The organism is Phreatobacter sp. (assembly GCF_052440005.1).
Taxonomy (GTDB): Bacteria; Pseudomonadota; Alphaproteobacteria; order Rhizobiales; family Phreatobacteraceae; genus Phreatobacter.
Window position 1 is genome coordinate 1 of the sequence record NZ_JBQVQL010000028.1, and the last position, 17,020, is coordinate 17,020.

Annotated in this window: 15 protein-coding genes; 4 read left to right on the top strand and 11 right to left on the bottom strand. The window is 69.3% G+C overall.

The genetic code is table 11. The features are described from left to right. Nucleotides 1-264: 264 nt before the first annotated feature. From ACT6XY_RS09075 to ACT6XY_RS09120, 10 genes are all read right to left on the bottom strand, one after another. Complete coding sequence (locus tag ACT6XY_RS09075) at nt 265-1,482, bottom strand: acyl-CoA dehydrogenase (RefSeq protein ID WP_444748010.1); 1,218 nt, start codon at nt 1,480-1,482, stop codon at nt 265-267. Nucleotides 1,483-1,552: 70 nt separating this feature from the next. Then, a complete protein-coding gene (locus tag ACT6XY_RS09080) occupies nt 1,553-2,788 on the bottom strand; it encodes an MFS transporter (RefSeq protein WP_444748011.1) in 1,236 nt (411 codons plus the stop codon). Nucleotides 2,789-2,864: 76 nt separating this feature from the next. Further along, nucleotides 2,865-4,580 carry an adenine deaminase gene (gene ade, locus ACT6XY_RS09085; RefSeq protein ID WP_444748012.1) on the bottom strand — a complete coding sequence of 572 codons (1,716 nt, stop codon included), beginning with the start codon at nt 4,578-4,580 and terminating at the stop codon, nt 2,865-2,867. Beyond that, nucleotides 4,577-5,269, bottom strand: coding sequence for an AprI/Inh family metalloprotease inhibitor (locus ACT6XY_RS09090; protein ID WP_444748013.1), 693 nt, complete (start codon nt 5,267-5,269; stop codon nt 4,577-4,579). The genes ade and ACT6XY_RS09090 overlap by 4 nt, the downstream gene beginning before the upstream one ends. A gap of 30 nt (nt 5,270-5,299) precedes the next feature. Next, entirely contained in the window at nt 5,300-6,916 is a 1,617-nt protein-coding gene (locus tag ACT6XY_RS09095; RefSeq protein ID WP_444748014.1) for an ABC transporter ATP-binding protein, read from the bottom strand. Further along, nucleotides 6,913-7,854 (bottom strand): ABC transporter permease, encoded by a 942-nt coding sequence (locus ACT6XY_RS09100; protein ID WP_444748015.1) that lies wholly within the window; start codon nt 7,852-7,854, stop codon nt 6,913-6,915. Before ACT6XY_RS09100 ends, ACT6XY_RS09095 begins: the two co-directional genes overlap by 4 nt. Continuing rightward, nucleotides 7,851-8,792, bottom strand: coding sequence for an ABC transporter permease (locus ACT6XY_RS09105; RefSeq protein ID WP_444748016.1), 942 nt, complete (start codon nt 8,790-8,792; stop codon nt 7,851-7,853). Before ACT6XY_RS09105 ends, ACT6XY_RS09100 begins: the two co-directional genes overlap by 4 nt. Nucleotides 8,793-8,861: 69 nt before the next feature. Further along, on the bottom strand, nt 8,862-10,466 hold the full coding sequence (locus ACT6XY_RS09110; protein ID WP_444748017.1) for an ABC transporter substrate-binding protein: 1,605 nt from the start codon (nt 10,464-10,466) through the stop codon (nt 8,862-8,864). Nucleotides 10,467-10,615: 149 nt separating this feature from the next. Further along, nucleotides 10,616-12,055, bottom strand: coding sequence for an amidase (locus tag ACT6XY_RS09115; RefSeq protein WP_444748018.1), 1,440 nt, complete (start codon nt 12,053-12,055; stop codon nt 10,616-10,618). A 69-nt stretch (nt 12,056-12,124) separates the two neighbouring features. Then, nucleotides 12,125-12,490 (bottom strand): hypothetical protein, encoded by a 366-nt coding sequence (locus ACT6XY_RS09120; RefSeq protein ID WP_444748019.1) that lies wholly within the window; start codon nt 12,488-12,490, stop codon nt 12,125-12,127. A gap of 113 nt (nt 12,491-12,603) precedes the next feature. Here ACT6XY_RS09120 and ACT6XY_RS09125 point away from each other — a divergent pair, with 113 nt between their 5' ends. The 4 genes from ACT6XY_RS09125 to ACT6XY_RS09140 all read left to right on the top strand — a co-directional run bounded on the left by ACT6XY_RS09125 (nt 12,604) and on the right by ACT6XY_RS09140 (nt 16,717). Further along, nucleotides 12,604-13,392: a maleate cis-trans isomerase family protein gene (locus ACT6XY_RS09125; RefSeq protein ID WP_444748020.1), complete on the top strand. Its 789-nt coding sequence runs from the start codon at nt 12,604-12,606 to the stop codon at nt 13,390-13,392. A gap of 74 nt (nt 13,393-13,466) precedes the next feature. Then, on the top strand, nt 13,467-14,405 hold the full coding sequence (locus ACT6XY_RS09130; protein ID WP_444748021.1) for an NAD(P)/FAD-dependent oxidoreductase: 939 nt from the start codon (nt 13,467-13,469) through the stop codon (nt 14,403-14,405). Between the two features lie 101 nt (nt 14,406-14,506). Next, a complete protein-coding gene (locus ACT6XY_RS09135) occupies nt 14,507-15,703 on the top strand; it encodes a M20/M25/M40 family metallo-hydrolase (protein ID WP_444748022.1) in 1,197 nt (398 codons plus the stop codon). 90 nt (nt 15,704-15,793) lie between these two features. Next, nucleotides 15,794-16,717: a dihydrodipicolinate synthase family protein gene (locus ACT6XY_RS09140; RefSeq protein ID WP_444748023.1), complete on the top strand. Its 924-nt coding sequence runs from the start codon at nt 15,794-15,796 to the stop codon at nt 16,715-16,717. A 25-nt stretch (nt 16,718-16,742) separates the two neighbouring features. On the opposite strand, the gene ACT6XY_RS09145 is transcribed toward ACT6XY_RS09140, so the two are convergent. Further along, nucleotides 16,743-16,865 (bottom strand): hypothetical protein, encoded by a 123-nt coding sequence (locus tag ACT6XY_RS09145; RefSeq protein ID WP_444748024.1) that lies wholly within the window; start codon nt 16,863-16,865, stop codon nt 16,743-16,745. Between the last annotated feature and the right edge of the window lie 155 nt (nt 16,866-17,020).

The following is a 17,020-nucleotide window of genomic DNA, read 5'->3' on the forward strand; positions in this document are numbered from 1 at the left end:
CCTTCTCGGCCGAGCGTGCCGCGGCCATCGTCGCCTATCTGACCTCGATCCAGACTGAGCCCAACGCCCGCCCGCAGCGGCGGTGACGGCTGTACCGTCGCGGCAGCACGCCTTCGGCCTCGCCGGGGGTGACGGGCGGCGCGCGAGTCCGCCGCAACAGCCCAGTACTGGGAGACGCGGCACGTTCCACTGATCACGACTGCCCCAAAAGCAAGAGCCCGGCGCAATGGCCGGGCTCTGCGTCAGTCGAAAGACCGCCGGGGCTCAGAAGAAGGCCTGGATGCCGGTCATGGCGCGGCCGAGGATCAGCGCGTGCACGTCGTGGGCGCCCTCGTAGGTGTTGACCGTCTCGAGGTTCACCATGTGGCGGATGACGTGGTACTCGGCCGAGATGCCGTTGCCGCCGTGCATGTCGCGCGCCATGCGGGCGATGTCGAGCGCCTTGCCGCAATTGTTGCGCTTCATCAGCGAGATGGCCTGCGGCGCGAAGGAATGGTCCTCCATCAGCCGGCCGAGCCGCAGCGCGCCGTGCAGGCCAAGCGTGATCTCGGTCTGCATGTCCGCGAGCTTCTTCTGCACGAGCTGGGTGGCGGCGAGCGGCTTGCCGAACTGCTTGCGGTCGAGCGTGTACTGGCGGGCACGGTGCCAGCAGTCCTCGGCAGCGCCCATGGCGCCCCAGGCGATGCCGTAGCGGGCGCGGTTGAGGCAGCCGAAGGGACCCGACAGGCCCTTGGCGTTCGGCAGCATGTTCTCGGCCGGCACGAACACGTCGTCCAGCACGATTTCGCCGGTGATCGAGGCGCGCAGCGAGATCTTGCCCTCGATCTTCGGGGTGGAGAAACCCTTCATGCCGCGCTCGACGACGAAGCCGCGGATGGCCTCGTCCGTCTTGGCCCAGACCACCGCCAGATCCGAGATCGGCGAATTCGTGATCCACATCTTCGAGCCCTTGAGGATGTAGCCGCCGTCCACCTTCACGGCGCGCGTCTTCATGCCCGCCGGGTCGGAGCCGGCATCGGGCTCGGTCAGGCCGAAGCAGCCGACCCACTCGCCGGAGGCGAGCTTCGGCAGGTACTTCCGGCGTTGCTCCTCCGAGCCGTAGGCATAGATCGGGTACATGACGAGCGAGGACTGCACCGAGCAGGCCGACCGATAGCCCGAATCGACGCGTTCCACCTCGCGGGCGATGAGCCCGTAGGCGACGTAGCCGAGATCGGCACCGCCATATTCGGACGGCAGCGTCGACCCGAGGAGGCCGAGCTCGCCCATTTCCGTCATGATCTCGCGGTCGAACCGCTCGTCGAGGAAGGCGGAGGTGACGCGCGGCAGCAGCTTTTCCTGGCAATAGGTGCGGGCGGTCTCCTGGACCATCCGTTCCTCTTCCGTGAGGAGCCCGTCGAGGTTCAGCGGGTCTTCCCAGTTGAACTCCTCGTTGTCCTTCACGTAGGAGCCGGAGGCGGGGGTGAGCGCGGCGACGGCCATGGACATGATCCTCAAGCGAATGATGGCGGTGTCTTAGGGTATAGGGCAGGCACCGCCAAGCGCCAGATGGTCATAGCCCGCTTGCCGCCGACGCGCGAGCCGGCATGGTCGCAAGGCGGGCGAGCGGCGAGGCGAGCGAGACCAGCGCCGAGAGCGCGAAGGCCCCCGCCACCAGGCCGAGCGCCGCTTCCAGGCCGAAAAACTCCGCGACTCCGCCCCCTGCGAGCGCCCCGAGGGGCCTCACGCCGTAGATCGCCACCTGGATGGTGGCGGTGACGCGCCCCATCAGCGCAGGTGGCGTCACGATCTGGCGGACCGAGGTCTGCATCACCAGCCAGAGCATGGGGCCGAAGCCGATCAGGCCGAAGGCGATGGCGGCCGTGGCGAGGCCGCCGAGGGCCGGCGAAAGCGCCATCAGCACCGCCCCGAGCGCCGAGGAGAGCGGGCCGAACAGCAGCACGGCGCGCGGCTGGACCCGCGCGAAGACGTAGGGCGCGACCGCCGCGCCCGCGACCATCCCGAGCCCGTTGATCCCCTGGGCGAGACCGGCGCCGGCCGCATCGGTGCCGAGTCGGGTCAGCGCGAACGGTACAAAGACGGCGAGCAGCGCGATGAAGGCGAAGTTCCAGAAGATGGCGCAGAGGCCGATGGCGCGCAGCAGCGGATCGGCGGCGACGAAGCGGGCCCCCTCGGCGATGGCGGTAAGAACGGGGGGCCTTGCGGCAGGAGCCGGCCGCGCCTCGAAGCGCAGGGTCGCGGCGCAGAGAAGAGCGGCGAGGGCGAGGCACGCCGCCAGCGGATAGCCGGCGAGCGGCGACAGGCGCGTGGCGAGAAAGCCGACCATGAAGGGCGCGGCGGTGCTCGCCGTCGCCCGCATCAGCTCGATCCGCGCATTGGCCTTCGGCAGCCCCGCCGTGGTGACGATCTCCGGCACCAGCCCGATCTGCACGAGGACGAAGGTCACCGTGCCTGCCGCCGAGAGGAAGGCGGCGGCCCCAAGCAGCGGCACGTGGCCGAGAGCTGCGGCGGCGAGGGCTGCCAGCGCCCCGGCGAGGCTGAGGGCGAGCGCCGCGAGCAGCACGACCCGGCGCGGCAGCCGGTCGACGATCACGCCGGCGGGCAGCGAAACGAGCAGCCAGGCGGCGGTCTGCGCCGCCACCAGCGCGCCGACGAGGCCCGGACCCGCCCCGAGCACGAGGACGGCTGTGACGGGGAGGGCGGCGAGCGCGATCTGGTCGGCGGCCTGAACGAGGCCCGCCGTGGCGAGCAGGCGGGCGAAGGGGGAGGGCGAGGTGGTCTCGGTCATGGGGAGAGTCTCCATGACCTCTCGTGGCAGGGGCGGAGCCTGCCCGACACCCGATCTCTGCACCCGTTTCCTGCGATCACCCGATCAGTTCGAAGCGGTCGACGTCGACCAGGCCACGGTCGCTGATCTTCAGATGCGGGATGACCGGCAGCGGCAAAAAGGCGACCTGCAGGAAGGGTTCGGCCAGGACGACCCCGAGGCCGGTCGCCGCGGCGCGCAGGTCCCTGAGCGGCTGGATCAGCTCCTCGAAGGGGCGGTCGCTCATCAGCCCGGCGATGGGCAAGGCGAGTTCGGCGAGGACCCGGCCGCCCTCCACCACCACGAAGCCGCCGCGGATGGCGACCAGTCGGTTCACCGCTACCGCCATGTCTGCGTCGTCGACGCCGACGACGCAGATGTTGTGGCTGTCGTGGCCGACGGAGGAGGCGATGGCACCGCGCTTCAGGCCGAAGCCGTGGACGAAGCCGCGGCCAATATTGTCGTTGATGCCGTGGCGGGCGACGACCGCCACTTTCACCGCATCCTGGTCAAGATCGGGCTGCAGGGCGCCGCCCACGACTGGCAGGGTCATGGCGAGGTGCTGGGTAATGATCTTGCCGGGAATGACGCCGATGACGGGGGTGCTGCTCCCCCGCGCCGGCACGCGGAAATCCTCGGCGGTGACGCGCCGGGCTTTCATGCTGTCGAGCCCGACCGGGCCGACCGGCTGCCGGCCCGCATAGGCCTCGGGCCCGACCAGCACCCCGCCGGCGACGACGTCGGAGACGGCGCAGGCCTCGAGGTCGTCGAGGAGGACGATGTCGGCGCGCTTGCCGGGCGCGATCATGCCGCGATCCCTGAGGCCGAAGGCGTTGGCGGCGGTCAGCGAGGCGGAGCGGTAGGCGGCGAGCGGCGGCACGCCGAGGCTGATGGCGGTGCGGATCAGGAAGTCGAGATGGCCTTCCTCCGCGATGTCGAGCGGGTTGCGGTCGTCGGTGCAGAAAGCGAGGAAGGGTGAGGTCGCGACCGTCAGAAGGGGGGCGAGGGCATGCAGGTCCTTCGACACCGACCCTTCGCGGATGAGAACGGTCATGCCCTTCTGGATCTTCTCCAGCGCCTCGTCGGTCGTCGTCGTCTCGTGGTCGGTGCGGATACCGGCGGCGATGTAGCCGTTGAGGTCGGCCCCGACCAGCAGCGGCGCGTGGCCGTCGATGTGCCGGTCGGAAAAGGCGGCGATCTTGGCGAGGCATTCGCCGTCGCCGTGGATCACGCCGGGAAAGTTCATGAACTCGGCAAGGCCGATCACCTTCGGATGGTCGCGCCAGGCGACGAGATCCTCGACGCCGAGCCGCGCTCCGGCCGTTTCCAGATGCGTCGCCGGCACGCAGGACGAGAGCTGCACCCGCAGGTCCATCACCGTGTGGCCGGCGCCCTCCAGCATGTAGGCGATGGCGGCGGGTCCCAGCACGTTGGCGATCTCGTGAGGGTCGCAGATGGCGGTGGTGACGCCGTGGCGGGCGACGCAGCGGTCGAACTCCATCGGCGTGACGAGCGAGCTCTCCACATGGAGATGGGTGTCGATGAAGCCGGGCACGGCGATGCGGCCGCGGCCGTCGATCTCGCGCAGCCCCCGATAACCGCCATAGGTGCCGACGATGGTGTCGCCGCAGATGGCGATGTCGGTGACGAAGAGATTGCCGGTGACGAGGTCGAGGAGGCGGACGTTGCGGATGACGAGGTCGGCCTCGCCCGCGCCGCGGCCCTGGGCGATGCGCCGGGCGAGCGTCTCGGGGGTGAGGCGCGGGCCGTTCATGGCCGGCGCGCCCGTTCGAGGACGAGGGGGCGCCCGCCCTCCGCCGGATCCTTGGCGAAGCCGCCGGCCGTCAGCAGGAAGGAGAGGCTGTTGCCGTCGAGGCCGTAGAGCACCAGCTTCGGCGCCTCGATGCGCCAGGAGGCCAGCCTCAGCCGCGTCACCGCCGCCTGGCAGCCCTGGGACGTCACCCGCACCGCATAGCTCTCCTGGCCGCCGGGAGGCGGGCGGTCGGAGAGGTGCACCCGGCAGAGGATCTCGCCGCCTGGCCGGCGCATGACCCAGTCGCCGAAGGCGTCGCGGGCGCTCGGCACGCGGTCGATGCCATCGGGCGCGCGGACAAGGACGAAGCCCGGCTCGGGCTCCATGGCGGAGTAGCTGGCGTCCTCGTTCTCGCGGAATTTGAGCAGTGTCTGCCGCGTCGGCCCGATGAGGCTGATGCCTTCCATCGGGTGCCAGGCGGCCGCATCGGCGATGGCCGGCACGCGCCGGGCGCAGTCCGGCGCCGTGGTCAGGCTGTAGCCGCCGATGGAGGTGTCGGTCCCGAGTGTAATGCGGCAGCCGGGCTCGCCGTTCGCCGGCGCGACGAGCCAGGTTCCGGCAAGCGAACGCAGGATGGACGGGTCGATGCCCTGCGCCTGGACGGGCGCGGCCAGGGCGAGGATGAGGAGCGAGACGGCGGCGCGGATCATGCGGGATGATCCCACGCCGCCGCCCGTTTGTCAGGCCACCCGTGCGAACTGGAAGTTCCGGCCCGGCGCGGCGTCGAACAGCGCCCGCGTATACTCGTGCTGGGGAGCGGCGAAGATGTCGGCGGTCTTGCCGTGTTCGACCACCACGCCGTTCTGCATCACCGCGATGCGGTCGCAGATCTGCGCCGCCACCCTGAGGTCGTGGGTGATGAAGAGCACGGCGAGGTCGAACTTCTTGCGCACGTCGTCGAGAAGGTCGAGGACCTGCGCCTGTACCGACACGTCGAGAGCCGAGACCGCCTCGTCGGCGATCAGGATCTCCGGTTCCATGGCGAGCGCCCGGGCGATGCAGATGCGCTGGCGCTGCCCGCCCGAGAACTGGTGCGGATAGCGGTCGAGGGCATCGGGCGACAGGCCGACGAGCTTCATCAGGTCGCGGGACTTGGCGATGGCGTCGGCCTCGCTCATGCCGAAGTTCATCGGCCCCTCGATGATCGAGGCGCCCACCGAACGCCGCGGGTTGAGCGAGCGGTACGGGTCCTGGAAGACGATCTGGCAGTGCTTGCGATGCGGCCGGAGCTGTCGCTCGGGCAGGTTGGCGATGTCGATGTTGCTGACGACGATGCCTCCCGAAGTCGGCTGGATCAGCCGGGCGATACAGCGGGCGACGGTCGACTTCCCCGAGCCCGATTCCCCGACGATGCCGAGCGTCTCGCCGCGGCGGACGCGGATCTCGACGTCGGAGGCGGCGCGCACCTCGCGCTTCTTCTGGAAGAAGCCGCCGCCGCCATAGACCTTGCAGAGCTTCACCGTCTCCAGCGCCAGTTCGCCGGTCCGCTCCTCCCGCACCGGCGGGGTGAGCGTCGGCACGGCGTTGATCAGCATCTGGGTATAGGGATGCTGCGGCTTGGTCAGCACCTCTGTGGCCGTGCCGGTCTCCACCACCTTGCCGCGCTGCATGACGACGACGCGGTGGGCGATCTCGGCGACGACGCCGAAGTCGTGGGTGATGAAGAGGACACCGGTGCCGCGGCGCTCCTGCATCTCGGCGATGAGCTTGAGGATCTGCGCCTGGGTCGTCACGTCGAGGGCCGTGGTCGGCTCGTCGGCGATCAGCAGGACGGGGTCGAGCACCAGGGCCTGGGCGATCATGATGCGCTGGCGCTGGCCGCCCGAGAGCTGATGCGGATAGGCGTCATACATCTTGGAGGGATCGGGCAGGCGCACCGAATCCATCACCGCCAGCACCTTCTCCTTGCGCTCGCTGGCGCCGAGGCTGGTGTGGATGCGCAGCACCTCGTCGATCTGCTCGCCGCAGGTGACGACCGGGTTCAGCGCCGTCATCGGCTCCTGGAAGATCATCGACATGCGCGTGCCGCGCAGGTCGCGCAGCCGGCTGGCGCTGGCCTCGAGGACGTTCTCGCCCTCGAGGAGGATCTGCCCGCCGGTGGCCTTCAGCTGGCCCTTGGGCAGGAGCCCCATGACGGCGTGGGACGAGACGGACTTGCCCGAGCCGGATTCGCCCACCACGCAGACGATCTCGCCGGGGTAGACGGCGAAGGAAACGTCCTCCACCGCGTTCCGGCGGTCGGCGCCCTTGGGCAGTTCGACCGTGAGGTTCCTGATGTCGAGGATAGGGGCGCTCATCCGCGCTTCTCCATTTTCGGATCGAGCGTGTCACGCAGGCCGTCGCCGAGCATGTTCACGGCGAGGACCGTGAGGGCGAGGAAGATGCCCGGATAGAGGATGTTGTGGGGGAAGATGCGGAAGAGCTGGCGCCCCTCGGCCATGATGTTGCCCCAGGTCGGCACGTCCGGCGGAATACCGATACCGAGGAAGGACAGGATCGCCTCCACCAGGATCGCCGAGGCGCAGATGAACGTGCCCTGCACGATGAGCGGCGCCACCGTGTTGGGCAGGATGTGGCGGATGACGAGCTTGACCGTCGGTGTGCCGGAAACCACCGCCGCCTCGACATAGGGCTCCTCGCGCACAGAGAGGACCACCGACCGGACGAGGCGCACGACGCGTGGCACCTCCGGCACGACGATGGCGATGATGACCGAGACGATGCCGGCCCGTGACAGCGACACCACGGCGATGGCGAGCAGGATGGCGGGAATGGCCATCAGCCCGTCCATGATCCGCATGATCACGCCGTCCAGCCAGCGGATGTAGCCGGCGACCATACCGATGACGAGGCCGATGCTGACCGACAGCAGCGCCACGGCGACGCCGATGAAGATGGAGACGCGGGCGCCGTAAACGACGCGGGAGAACACGTCACGCCCGAGCGTGTCGGTGCCCATGTAGTGCTTCACCGTCGCCCGGGTGCCGTCGTCGAGGCGCATGGTGCTCTCGGCCATGGGGTGGCGGTTGCGTGCGCCGGGGTTGATGGCGGTGGGGTCGGACGTGGCGATCAGCGGCGCGATCAGGCCGATGAACACCATGACGAGCACGATGGAGAGGCCGATAACCACGCTCGGGCTGCGAAAGAGCTTGCGCCAGACCGTGGGTTTTGCGGGAGCCGCGACGGCGGGAGCGTCGCCGCTCGCGAGCGGCTCGGTGGATGCTGGGGCGGTCAATAGCGGATCCTCGGATCGAAGATCGTGTAGGACAGATCGACGAGCAGGTTGATCAGGACGTAGACGAGGGAAAAGGCGAGGATGATCGCCTGGATGACGGGGAAGTCACGGGCGAGCACGGCGTCGACGGTCAGGCGGCCGAGGCCGGGGATCGAATAGACGCTCTCGGTCACCACGACGCCGCCGATGAGCAGGGCGACGCCGATGCCGACCACCGTGACGATGGGCACCGCGGCGTTCTTCAGCGCGTGCTGGAACAGCACCATCATTTCGGTCTGACCCTTGGCGCGGGCGGTGCGGATGTAATCCTCCGACAGCACTTCCAGCACGCTGGTGCGGGTCATGCGCGCGATCAGCGCCACGTAGATCACCGACAGGGTGAAGGCGGGCAGCACGAGGCTGCGGAACCAGGGCCAGATCCCGCCGCCGATGCGCTGGTAGCCCTGGACCGGAAACCAGCCGAGCTTGATCGCGAAGATGTAGATCAGGAGATAGCCGATCACGAAGACCGGCACCGAGAAGCCGATGACCGAAAAGCCCATGACGATGCGGTCGATCCACGTGCCCTGCTTGTAGGCGGCGAGCACTCCCAACGGGATGGCGATGCAGACGGCGAGGACGATGGTCAGGAAGGCGAGCGAGAGGGTGGGCTCGATGCGCTCGGAGATGAGTTCGAACACCGTCTTGCGGAAGAAGAAGCTCTCGCCCAGTTCGCCGCGCAGAAGGCCGCCGAGCCAGATGAAGAACTGCTGCAGGATGGGCTGCTCGAGGCCGAGCTTGGTGCGGATGTCGAGGATCTGCTGCGTGGTGGCGTTGTCGCCGGCGATGATCGCGGCGGGGTCGCCCGGCGTCAGGCGCAGCATCAGGAACACCATCACGGCGACGGTGAACAATACGGGGATGGTCGCCGCAAGGCGTCGGAGAATATAGGACAACATTGGAATGTGAGGCCTGACTGAAGGGAAAGGCGGCGGCCGGGACGCACCCGGCCGCCGGTCATCATTTCCTTACGCGCCGCGGCCCTTCTCGATGTTCCAGAACACCGGAGCCGGGGCCTCGAGCCAGCCGGAAATGGTGTTGCGGTGGGCGCCGGGCGAATACCACTGGCCGAGATGCACGTGGGTCGGGGCTTCCGACACGCGGCGCTGGATCGCCTCGGCGAGCTGCTTCTGCTCGGCCGGGGTGTTGGCACGGGCGAAGCGGGCGCGCAGTGCCTCGATCTCCGGGTCCGTCGGCCAGCCGAAGGCCGCCTTGTCGCCGGAGGCGTTGAAGAAGCCGGCCATGACCGGGTTGAGGATGTCGGCCGCAACCCACGAGGTCAGCATGGCGCTCCAGCCGCCCTGGGTCGGCGGATCGCGCTTCACGCGGCGGGCGACGACCGTCTGCCAGTCCATGGACTGCATGTCGACGACGAAGCCGGCACGCTCGAGGAGCGACTTGGCGACCGGGGCGAGGTTGGTGAGAACCTGCAGGTCGGTGGAGTGCAGCAGCACAACCGGCTCGCGGTTGTAGCCGGCCTCCTGCAGGAGCTGACGCGCCTTGGCGAAGTTCGACTCCAGCTTGTCTTCCATGCCGGCCAGCGTCTCGAGCGGCGAGCCGCAGACGAACATGGCCTTGCAGACCTTGTAGTACTCGGGGTCGCCGATGGTCGCCTTCAGGAAGTCCTCCTGGTTCAGCGCGTAGAGCACAGCCTGACGGATCTTCGGGTTGTTGAACGGCGCCGTCGTGTGGTTGAAGCGCATGGTGTACTGGTTGCCCAGCACGTTCCAGTTGAACAGCTTGATCTTGTCGTCCGACTTCAGGATCGGCAGAAGGTCGTGGCTCGGCGCCTCGATCAGGTCGATCTCGCCGGCCTGCAGGGCGTTGATCGCCTGCTGCTGGTCGGTGATCACGCGCCACTCGACGCGGTCGACCTTGGCGACCTTGCCGCCGGCCAAGCCGTCGGCCGGCTCGGAGCGCGGCTTGTAGCCGGCGAACTTGGCGTAGACAGCCTTGTCGCCCGGCTTCCACTCGTCACGGACGAACATGAACGGGCCGGAGCCGATGAACTCGGTGATCTGCGTGTTCGGATCGGTCTCGGCGACCCGCTTCGGCATCATGAAGGGCACGTTCGAGGACGGCTTGCCGAGGGCGAAGAGGAGAAGGCCGGTCGCCTCCTTCAGCTTGATCTCGAAGGTCTTGGGGTCCTTGGCCTCCATCGACGCGATGAAGCCCATCACGGTCTGGCCGAGCGGATCGCGGGCGGCCCAGCGGCGGATGGAAGGGATGATGTCGGCGGTCGTGACCGGCTGGTTGTCGTGCCACATCAGGCCGTCGCGCAGCGTGAACGTGTAGGTCAGCTTGTCGTCGCTGACCGTGTACTTGTCGACCATCTGCGGCTGCACCTGACCCTTGGAGTCGAGGGCGAACAGCGTGTCGTAGATCATGTAGCCGTAGTTGCGGACGATGTAGGCGGTCGTCCAGATCGGGTCGATGATGCGCAGATCCGAGTGCATCACGACGCGCAGCACATTGGCCGCGCCTTGGGCCGAAGCCCCCTTGGAACTCGCCAGTGCGCCGGCCGCAGCGGCGCCGGCCATCACGGTGCGGCGAGACAGTTTGACGGATTTCATGATGACTCTCCCCTGGAACTCCGCAGCCGGGTTTGACCCCTGATCGACCCCTGGCCGCGAGAAGGTCGGATCAGACGACGCTTGGTCCGAGGGTGTCAATCCCGAAGCGCAGGCAACTGTCGCGCAAAATCCGTGCAGACGACTGAGACTTAGGCGCGGGCGTGCGACATCGGGACGCGCGCGAACGGCCGCTCCGATTCGAAGGCCCGCATGGCCCTCAGCACCGTCGCCTCCTGCCGCTTCCAGCCGACGATCTGCAGGCCGATCGGCAGACCGTCGCCGTCGAGGCCGCAGGGCACCGTCCCCGCCGGCTGCTGCGTGACGTTGAAGGGCGGCGTGTAGGGGCACCAGTCGGTCCACAGCGGCCCCCAGGACTCCTGGCCGGCGAAGCCCGCCGGCGGCAGGTCGGCCCCGAGCGGGATGGCCCCCGTCGGCATGGTCGGGGTGATGAGCAGGTCGTAGCGGGTGAAGAACTCGGCCATCGCGATGACGGTCTTCGTGCGCCGGTAGAGCAGGGCGTCGATGAGCTGGGCCGCCGAGAAGCGCGAGCCGGTCTCGGCGCAGGCGACGAGGCCGGGGTCCATGTCCCGGCGCTGCTCCGCGCTGAAGGAGGAGAGCGCCAGCGCCGCCCCGGCGTTCCAGATGTCCCAGGCGATGGGGGCGGGGTCCCCGATTGGGGGATCCACCTCCTCGACGATGGCTCCCATGGAGGCGAAGGTGGCGGCGGCAGCGGCCACCGCCCGCTCCACCTGCGGGTCGAGCTTCTTCACGAATCCGAGCCGCGGCGAATAGGCGATGCGCAGGCGCCTGACGCCCTCGTCGAGGCCGATGCGATAGTCCGGCGCCGGCGTGTTCCAGGCCATTGGATCGCGGGCATCGGGGCCCGACAGGATGGTCAGGAGAGCGGCCACCTCGCGCACGTCGCGGGCGATGGGGCCGAGATGGGCGAGCTCGCCCATCACCGAGATCGGATAGGCCGGCACCCGGCCATAGGTGGCCTTGATGCCGGCGACGCCGCAATAGGCGGCCGGAATGCGGATGGAGCCGAGCCCGTCCGATCCGAGATGAAAGCGGCCGATGCCGAGGGCCGCGGCCGCCGCGCCGCCCGAGGTCGACCCGCCGGCGGTGCGCTCGGCGTTCCACGGATTGCGGGTATGGCCGGTCAGCGGCGAGGAGGAGAGGCCGATCCAGCCGAATTCCGGCATGGTCGTGGTGCCGAGGATGACGAGGCCGGCCTCTTTGCAGCGCGCCGTGACCGGGGCGTCGAAGGTCACGGGGTCACGTGCGACGACCTTCGAGCCCTTGAGCGAGGGCCAGCCGGCCACCGCCATGTTGTCCTTCACCGTCACGCCGACGCCGTCCACCGGGCTGAGCGGCTCGCCCTTCGCCCAGCGCGCTTCCGATTCGCGGGCCCAGCCGAGGGTCCGCTCCCGGTCGATCAGCGCGAAAGCGTTGACGCTCTCCTGGCTCGCCTCGGCCCGGTCGAGGGCGTCCTTGGCCGCTTCGACGGGCGACAGGGTCCGCCGCCGGAAGGCGTCGGCGAGAGCAAAGGCGTCGAGTTCGGAGATGGCGGTGGAATAGATCGGCATGAGGGCACTCCCATCGCCGAGGCTGCCACGACAGGGCGTCCCGGCGTAAGGGGGTGTCGCGCCACCGTGTCATGCGGATCGCCGGCGCCTCCGCCGCCTCGCCTTGATCTCTGCGATGCGCTCCACGTCCTCGACCTGCAGGTATCGACCCCGCTCGAGGATTTCGAGCGTGTACTCCTCATAGGTCAGGCCCAGCCGGTCTGCCTTTTCCATGCGGAACCGCATTACGTCGGCCGAGACGCTCTTCCAGGCCGCGCGATGCGCCCGTTTCCAGTGGAGGAACAGGTGGGCGTCGCCCTTGCCCCAGGACGGCCCTTCGTAATCGTCGAGCGGCGGGCCGCCGTTGTGCCGCGGCGCAGCGACAGGCGGCGGCGGCGCTTCGACGGTGTGACGGTCGCGGGGAGGAGGAAGCCTGCGAAGCCGCATGCGGATCATCCATTCTCAGGTGGTGGACGATCATTCCATCATGATGGAACATGCGCAAGGCCGCTGTGGCGCCAGGGGGCCCCGGTGTAAGGGGTGGGAGCAAGACCTGCCCGGGGGACCTCATGAACGCTGTGGACAATTGGGGCGACCGCGCCCGCATCGGCCTCTTCGTCGTCGGACGCGAGGTCGTGCCGGAGGCGGAGTGGTGGGCGATGCGCCCGGCCGGCGTCTCGGTCCACGCCGCCCGCGTCACCGCCGCCTCGCCCTGGGCGCCCTGGACCGCCGACCGGAGCGGCGCCACCCTCGCCCCCGATCTCGCGCGCGGATGCCGCGACTTCGCGGCGATCGCGGTTGACGTCGCCGTCCTCGCCCATTCCTCGAGCAGCTTCATCGGCGGCCCCGGCTGGGACGAAGCGGCGGTCGCGGCACTTTCGGCCGAGCTTCCGGGAACCACCACGGCCACCACCAACGGCCTCGACATGCGAATGGCGCTCGCCGCCCTCGGTGCGAAGCGTCCGTTTCTCGTCATGCCGGCGTGGATGAGCGACGGCGTCATCGCCTCCGCCGTCGCCTATCTCGCCGCCGCCGGCCTCGGCGTGCCTGCCGCGTGGCGATATCGGCCGCTGGAGAAGTGGACCGGCATCGCGCCCGACGGTCTCTATCCCGCCGGCATGGCGACGGACCAGGACACCGGCTCGCTCTTCGACCAGGTCGTACGGGAATGCCCCCCGGACGCCGATTCCATCCTCCTGGCCGGCACAGGCCTGCGCTGCGTCGCCGTCATCGAGGTGCTGGAGAAGGCCCTCGGCCGTCCCGTCGTCACCGCCAACCAGGCGAGCCTCTGGCGGGCGCTGAAGGCAGCCGGCCTCGAGGCCTCCATCCAGGGCTACGGCGCGCTTCTCCGTGGCTGATCGGCTGCGGGACTGATCGCAAGGGCCGCCCGTGGCGTAAGTCGCCGCATGCGAACCGGCGGGGGATCTCGGACATGCAGGATCACTGGGCGATCGTCGGGGCGGGGATTGCCGGGATCGCGGCCGCGCGACGGCTCGTCGCTGCGGGGCGGCGGGTGACGCTCGTCGACAAGAGCCGCGGCATTGGCGGACGCATGGCGACGCGACGCTTCGGCGACCTGCAGTTCGACCATGGCGCCCAGTTCGTCACCGCCCGCGGTGAGATCTTCTCGGCGGCGCTCGCCGGGCTGGAAGCGGAGGGCCATGCGGCCCCGTGGGCCGGGCAGGGCCATGTCGGAACGCCCGGCATGAGCGCTCTGCCCAAGGGCCTTGCGGCGGGTCTCACCGTCCTCGGCAATCAGGAGATCCGGTTGCTTGGCCGCGGCCCGGCCGGCTGGACGCTGTCGACGGCCGATGGGCCGGCGGCAGTCGAGGGCAACGGTGGCTTCGCGGGCGTCGTCCTCGCGGTGCCGGCGCCGCAGGCCATGCCTCTCGCTACCAGCGCCGGGGTCGTCTGGCCGGGCCTCGCCGGCGTGCGATACGCTCCCTGTTGGGCGCTGATGCTGGCCTTCGATCAGGGCGCGCTGGACCTGGCGCAGAGCCTGCGCCCCTCCGGTGACGCCGCCATCGGCTGGATCGCCCGCGACGACAGCAAGCCCGGTCGGCAGGCCACCAGGGCGACGGTCGTGGTCCATGCGACGCCCGCGTGGTCGCGGGCCCATCTCGAGGAGACGCAGGAGGCCGTCGCGGCACACCTCCTCAGCGCCTTCCGAGCCGCCACCGGCGCGACCGCCGAGCCGGCCTATGCCGCCGCCCATCGCTGGCGGTACGCCCTCGTCGAGGAGGCGCTTGGAAAGCCCTTCCTGTGGGATCCGGCTCTGGGCATCGGGGCCTGCGGCGACTGGTGCATCGGCGCGCGCGTCGAGGCCGCCTTCGACAGCGGCGACGGCCTCGGCGCGGCCATCACGGGCTAGACGGCTTCCGGCGGCGGCAGGGCGGCCTTGCCACAGGCGCACTGTTCCTCGGCGCGGCGATCGGCATGATGCCCCCTTCGTTCACCGCAGGCTCCGCTCCCATGATCACCCACAATTCTGAAGCCGCGCTCGATCGTCTGATGCGCTTCCTCGCCGTCGAGGGCGTCACCGGCCAGGAAAAGGCCATCGCCGAGGACGTCGCAAAGGCCCTCGTGGAGGCCGGCGTCCCGGCCGAAGCCATCGCCTATGACGACGCCAACACACGCATTCCCGTCCCCACCGAGACCGGCAACCTCATCGTCAAGATCCCGGGCCGCGGCGCCCTCAGCAATGGCGAGCCGCTGCTGTTCTCCACCCATCTCGACACGGTGCCGCTCTGCGCCGGCGCCAAGGCGCGCATCGTCGGCGACAAGATCGTCTCCGGCGGTGACACGGCCCTCGGTGGCGACAATCGCACCGGCTGCGCCGTTCTCGTCTCGCTCGCGGCGGAGCTGGCGAGGCAGAACCTCGACCACCCGCCGCTGGTGCTCGTGTTCTGCGTGCGCGAGGAGAGCGGCCTCTGGGGCGCCCGCTATATCGATCTCGACATGGTGGGCCCCGTGGCGATGGGCTTCAACTACGACGGCTCCCGCCCCGCCGACGTGGTCACCGGCGCGGTGGGCGGCGACGGCTGGTCGGTGGAGATCTTCGGCCGTGCCTCCCATGCCGGTGTGGCGCCGGAGCGCGGCATCTCCGCCAGCATGATCGCCGCCATGGCGCTGGCCGACGCCCAGGCCGGCGGCTGGTTCGGCAAGGTGGTGAAGGGCGACAAGGCCGGCACCAGCAATGTCGGCACCGTGGCGGGTCGCGACGGCCGCGGGGCGGGCGATGCCACCAACGTCGTCACCGACTACTGCTATGTGGAAGGCGAGAGCCGCAGCCACGACATGGCTTTCGTCGACGCCATCACCGACGCCTTCGAGGCCGCCTTCAAGAAGGCCGCCGCAACCCTCGTCAGCAGCGAGGGAAAGACCGGTCGCGTCGAATTCAAGCGCCAGCGCAAGTACCACTCCTTCGCCATCGACCGGAGCGCGCCCGTCGTGCAGCGCGGCATCCAGGCGATCGAGGCCATCGGGCTCACCCCCAATCCGCGCCTCGTCAACGGTGGCCTCGACGCCAACTACCTGACGCTCCACGGCATCCAGACCGTCACCTTCGGCGCCGGCCAGAACGAGGCGCATACGGTCGACGAATGGGTCGACATCCCTGCCTTCCAGAACGCCTGCCGCCTCGCCATCGCCCTGGCGACGGCGCGCTGATCATCGACAGAGATGCCGCCGGTCCGCCGGCGGCATCTGCCGGAACCAGAACAGAGCCGCCGGACGCGCGGCCATCAGGGAGTTTCGTCCATGGCCTATCCGCGCCCCTATCGCGGCGTCTTTCCCGTCGCGCCCACCATCTTCCACGAGGACGGGACCCTCGATCTCGACGGCCAGCGCCGCTGCATCGACTTCATGATCGATGCCGGCTCGCAGGGCCTTTGCATCCTCGCCAATTTCTCCGAGCAGTTCGTGCTGACCGACGAGGAGCGCGAGACGGTGATGCAGGCAGTCCTCGCCCACGTGGCGGGGCGGGTGCCGGTCATCGTCACCACGACCCACTTCGCCAGCCACATCTGCGCCGAGCGCTCGCGCCGCGCGCAGGACCTCGGGGCGGCGATGGTGATGATCATGCCGCCCTATCACGGCGCGACCTTCCGGGTGGGCGAGCCGGCCATCGAGGTCTTCTTCCAGAAGGTGTCGCAGGCGATCTCCATCCCGATCATGATCCAGGACGCGCCGGTCGCCGGCACGCCGCTGTCGCCGGCCTTTCTGGCCAAGCTGGCGCGGGAGATCGAGAACGTCGCCTATTTCAAGATCGAGGTCGCCCAGGCCGCGGCGAAGCTACGGACGCTGCTCGAACTCGGCGGCGACGCCATCGAAGGGCCGTGGGACGGTGAGGAGGCGATCACGTTGATGGCCGATCTCGACGCCGGCGCGACCGGGTCCATGACCGGCGGCGGCTATCCCGACGGCATCCGCACGATCATCGACCCCTATCTCGCGGGGGACCGGGAAGCGGCAAAGACCGCCTACGAGCGCTGGCTGCCCCTCATCAACTACGAAAACCGCCAGTGTGGGCTGGCGGCGGCGAAAATCCTGATGAAGGAGGGGGGAGTGATCGCCTCGGCGGCTGTGCGCCATCCCCTGGCACTTCCGCATCCGGCGGCGCAGGCGGGGCTCGTCGAATTGGCGCGGGAGCGGGGTGCGATGGTGCTCAACTGGGGGCTGTGAGCACCATCGCTGACCGTCAGGCCGGTTAGGCCCTTCCGGTCATGTGCCGCCCGGTGGGGTTGGGGGTACGCGCATAGTCGATCAGTGCGCCGACCAGCGGCGTCACCAGAAGCCAGACGGGAAGCAGAACTCCGAGGTTCTCGAACATGATCGCCGTTCTCCTCATCGGTGGGATAGGCGTCTAACGTCCGTCCCCCTGCCGCGTTCCCAATCCGGCGGCAGTCCGCGTTTTTTTTGCCGCGACCTTCTGTCGCCCGGCCGAACGCACGCCTCGCGCGTTGACCCCCCGCGAGGCGATGGCGA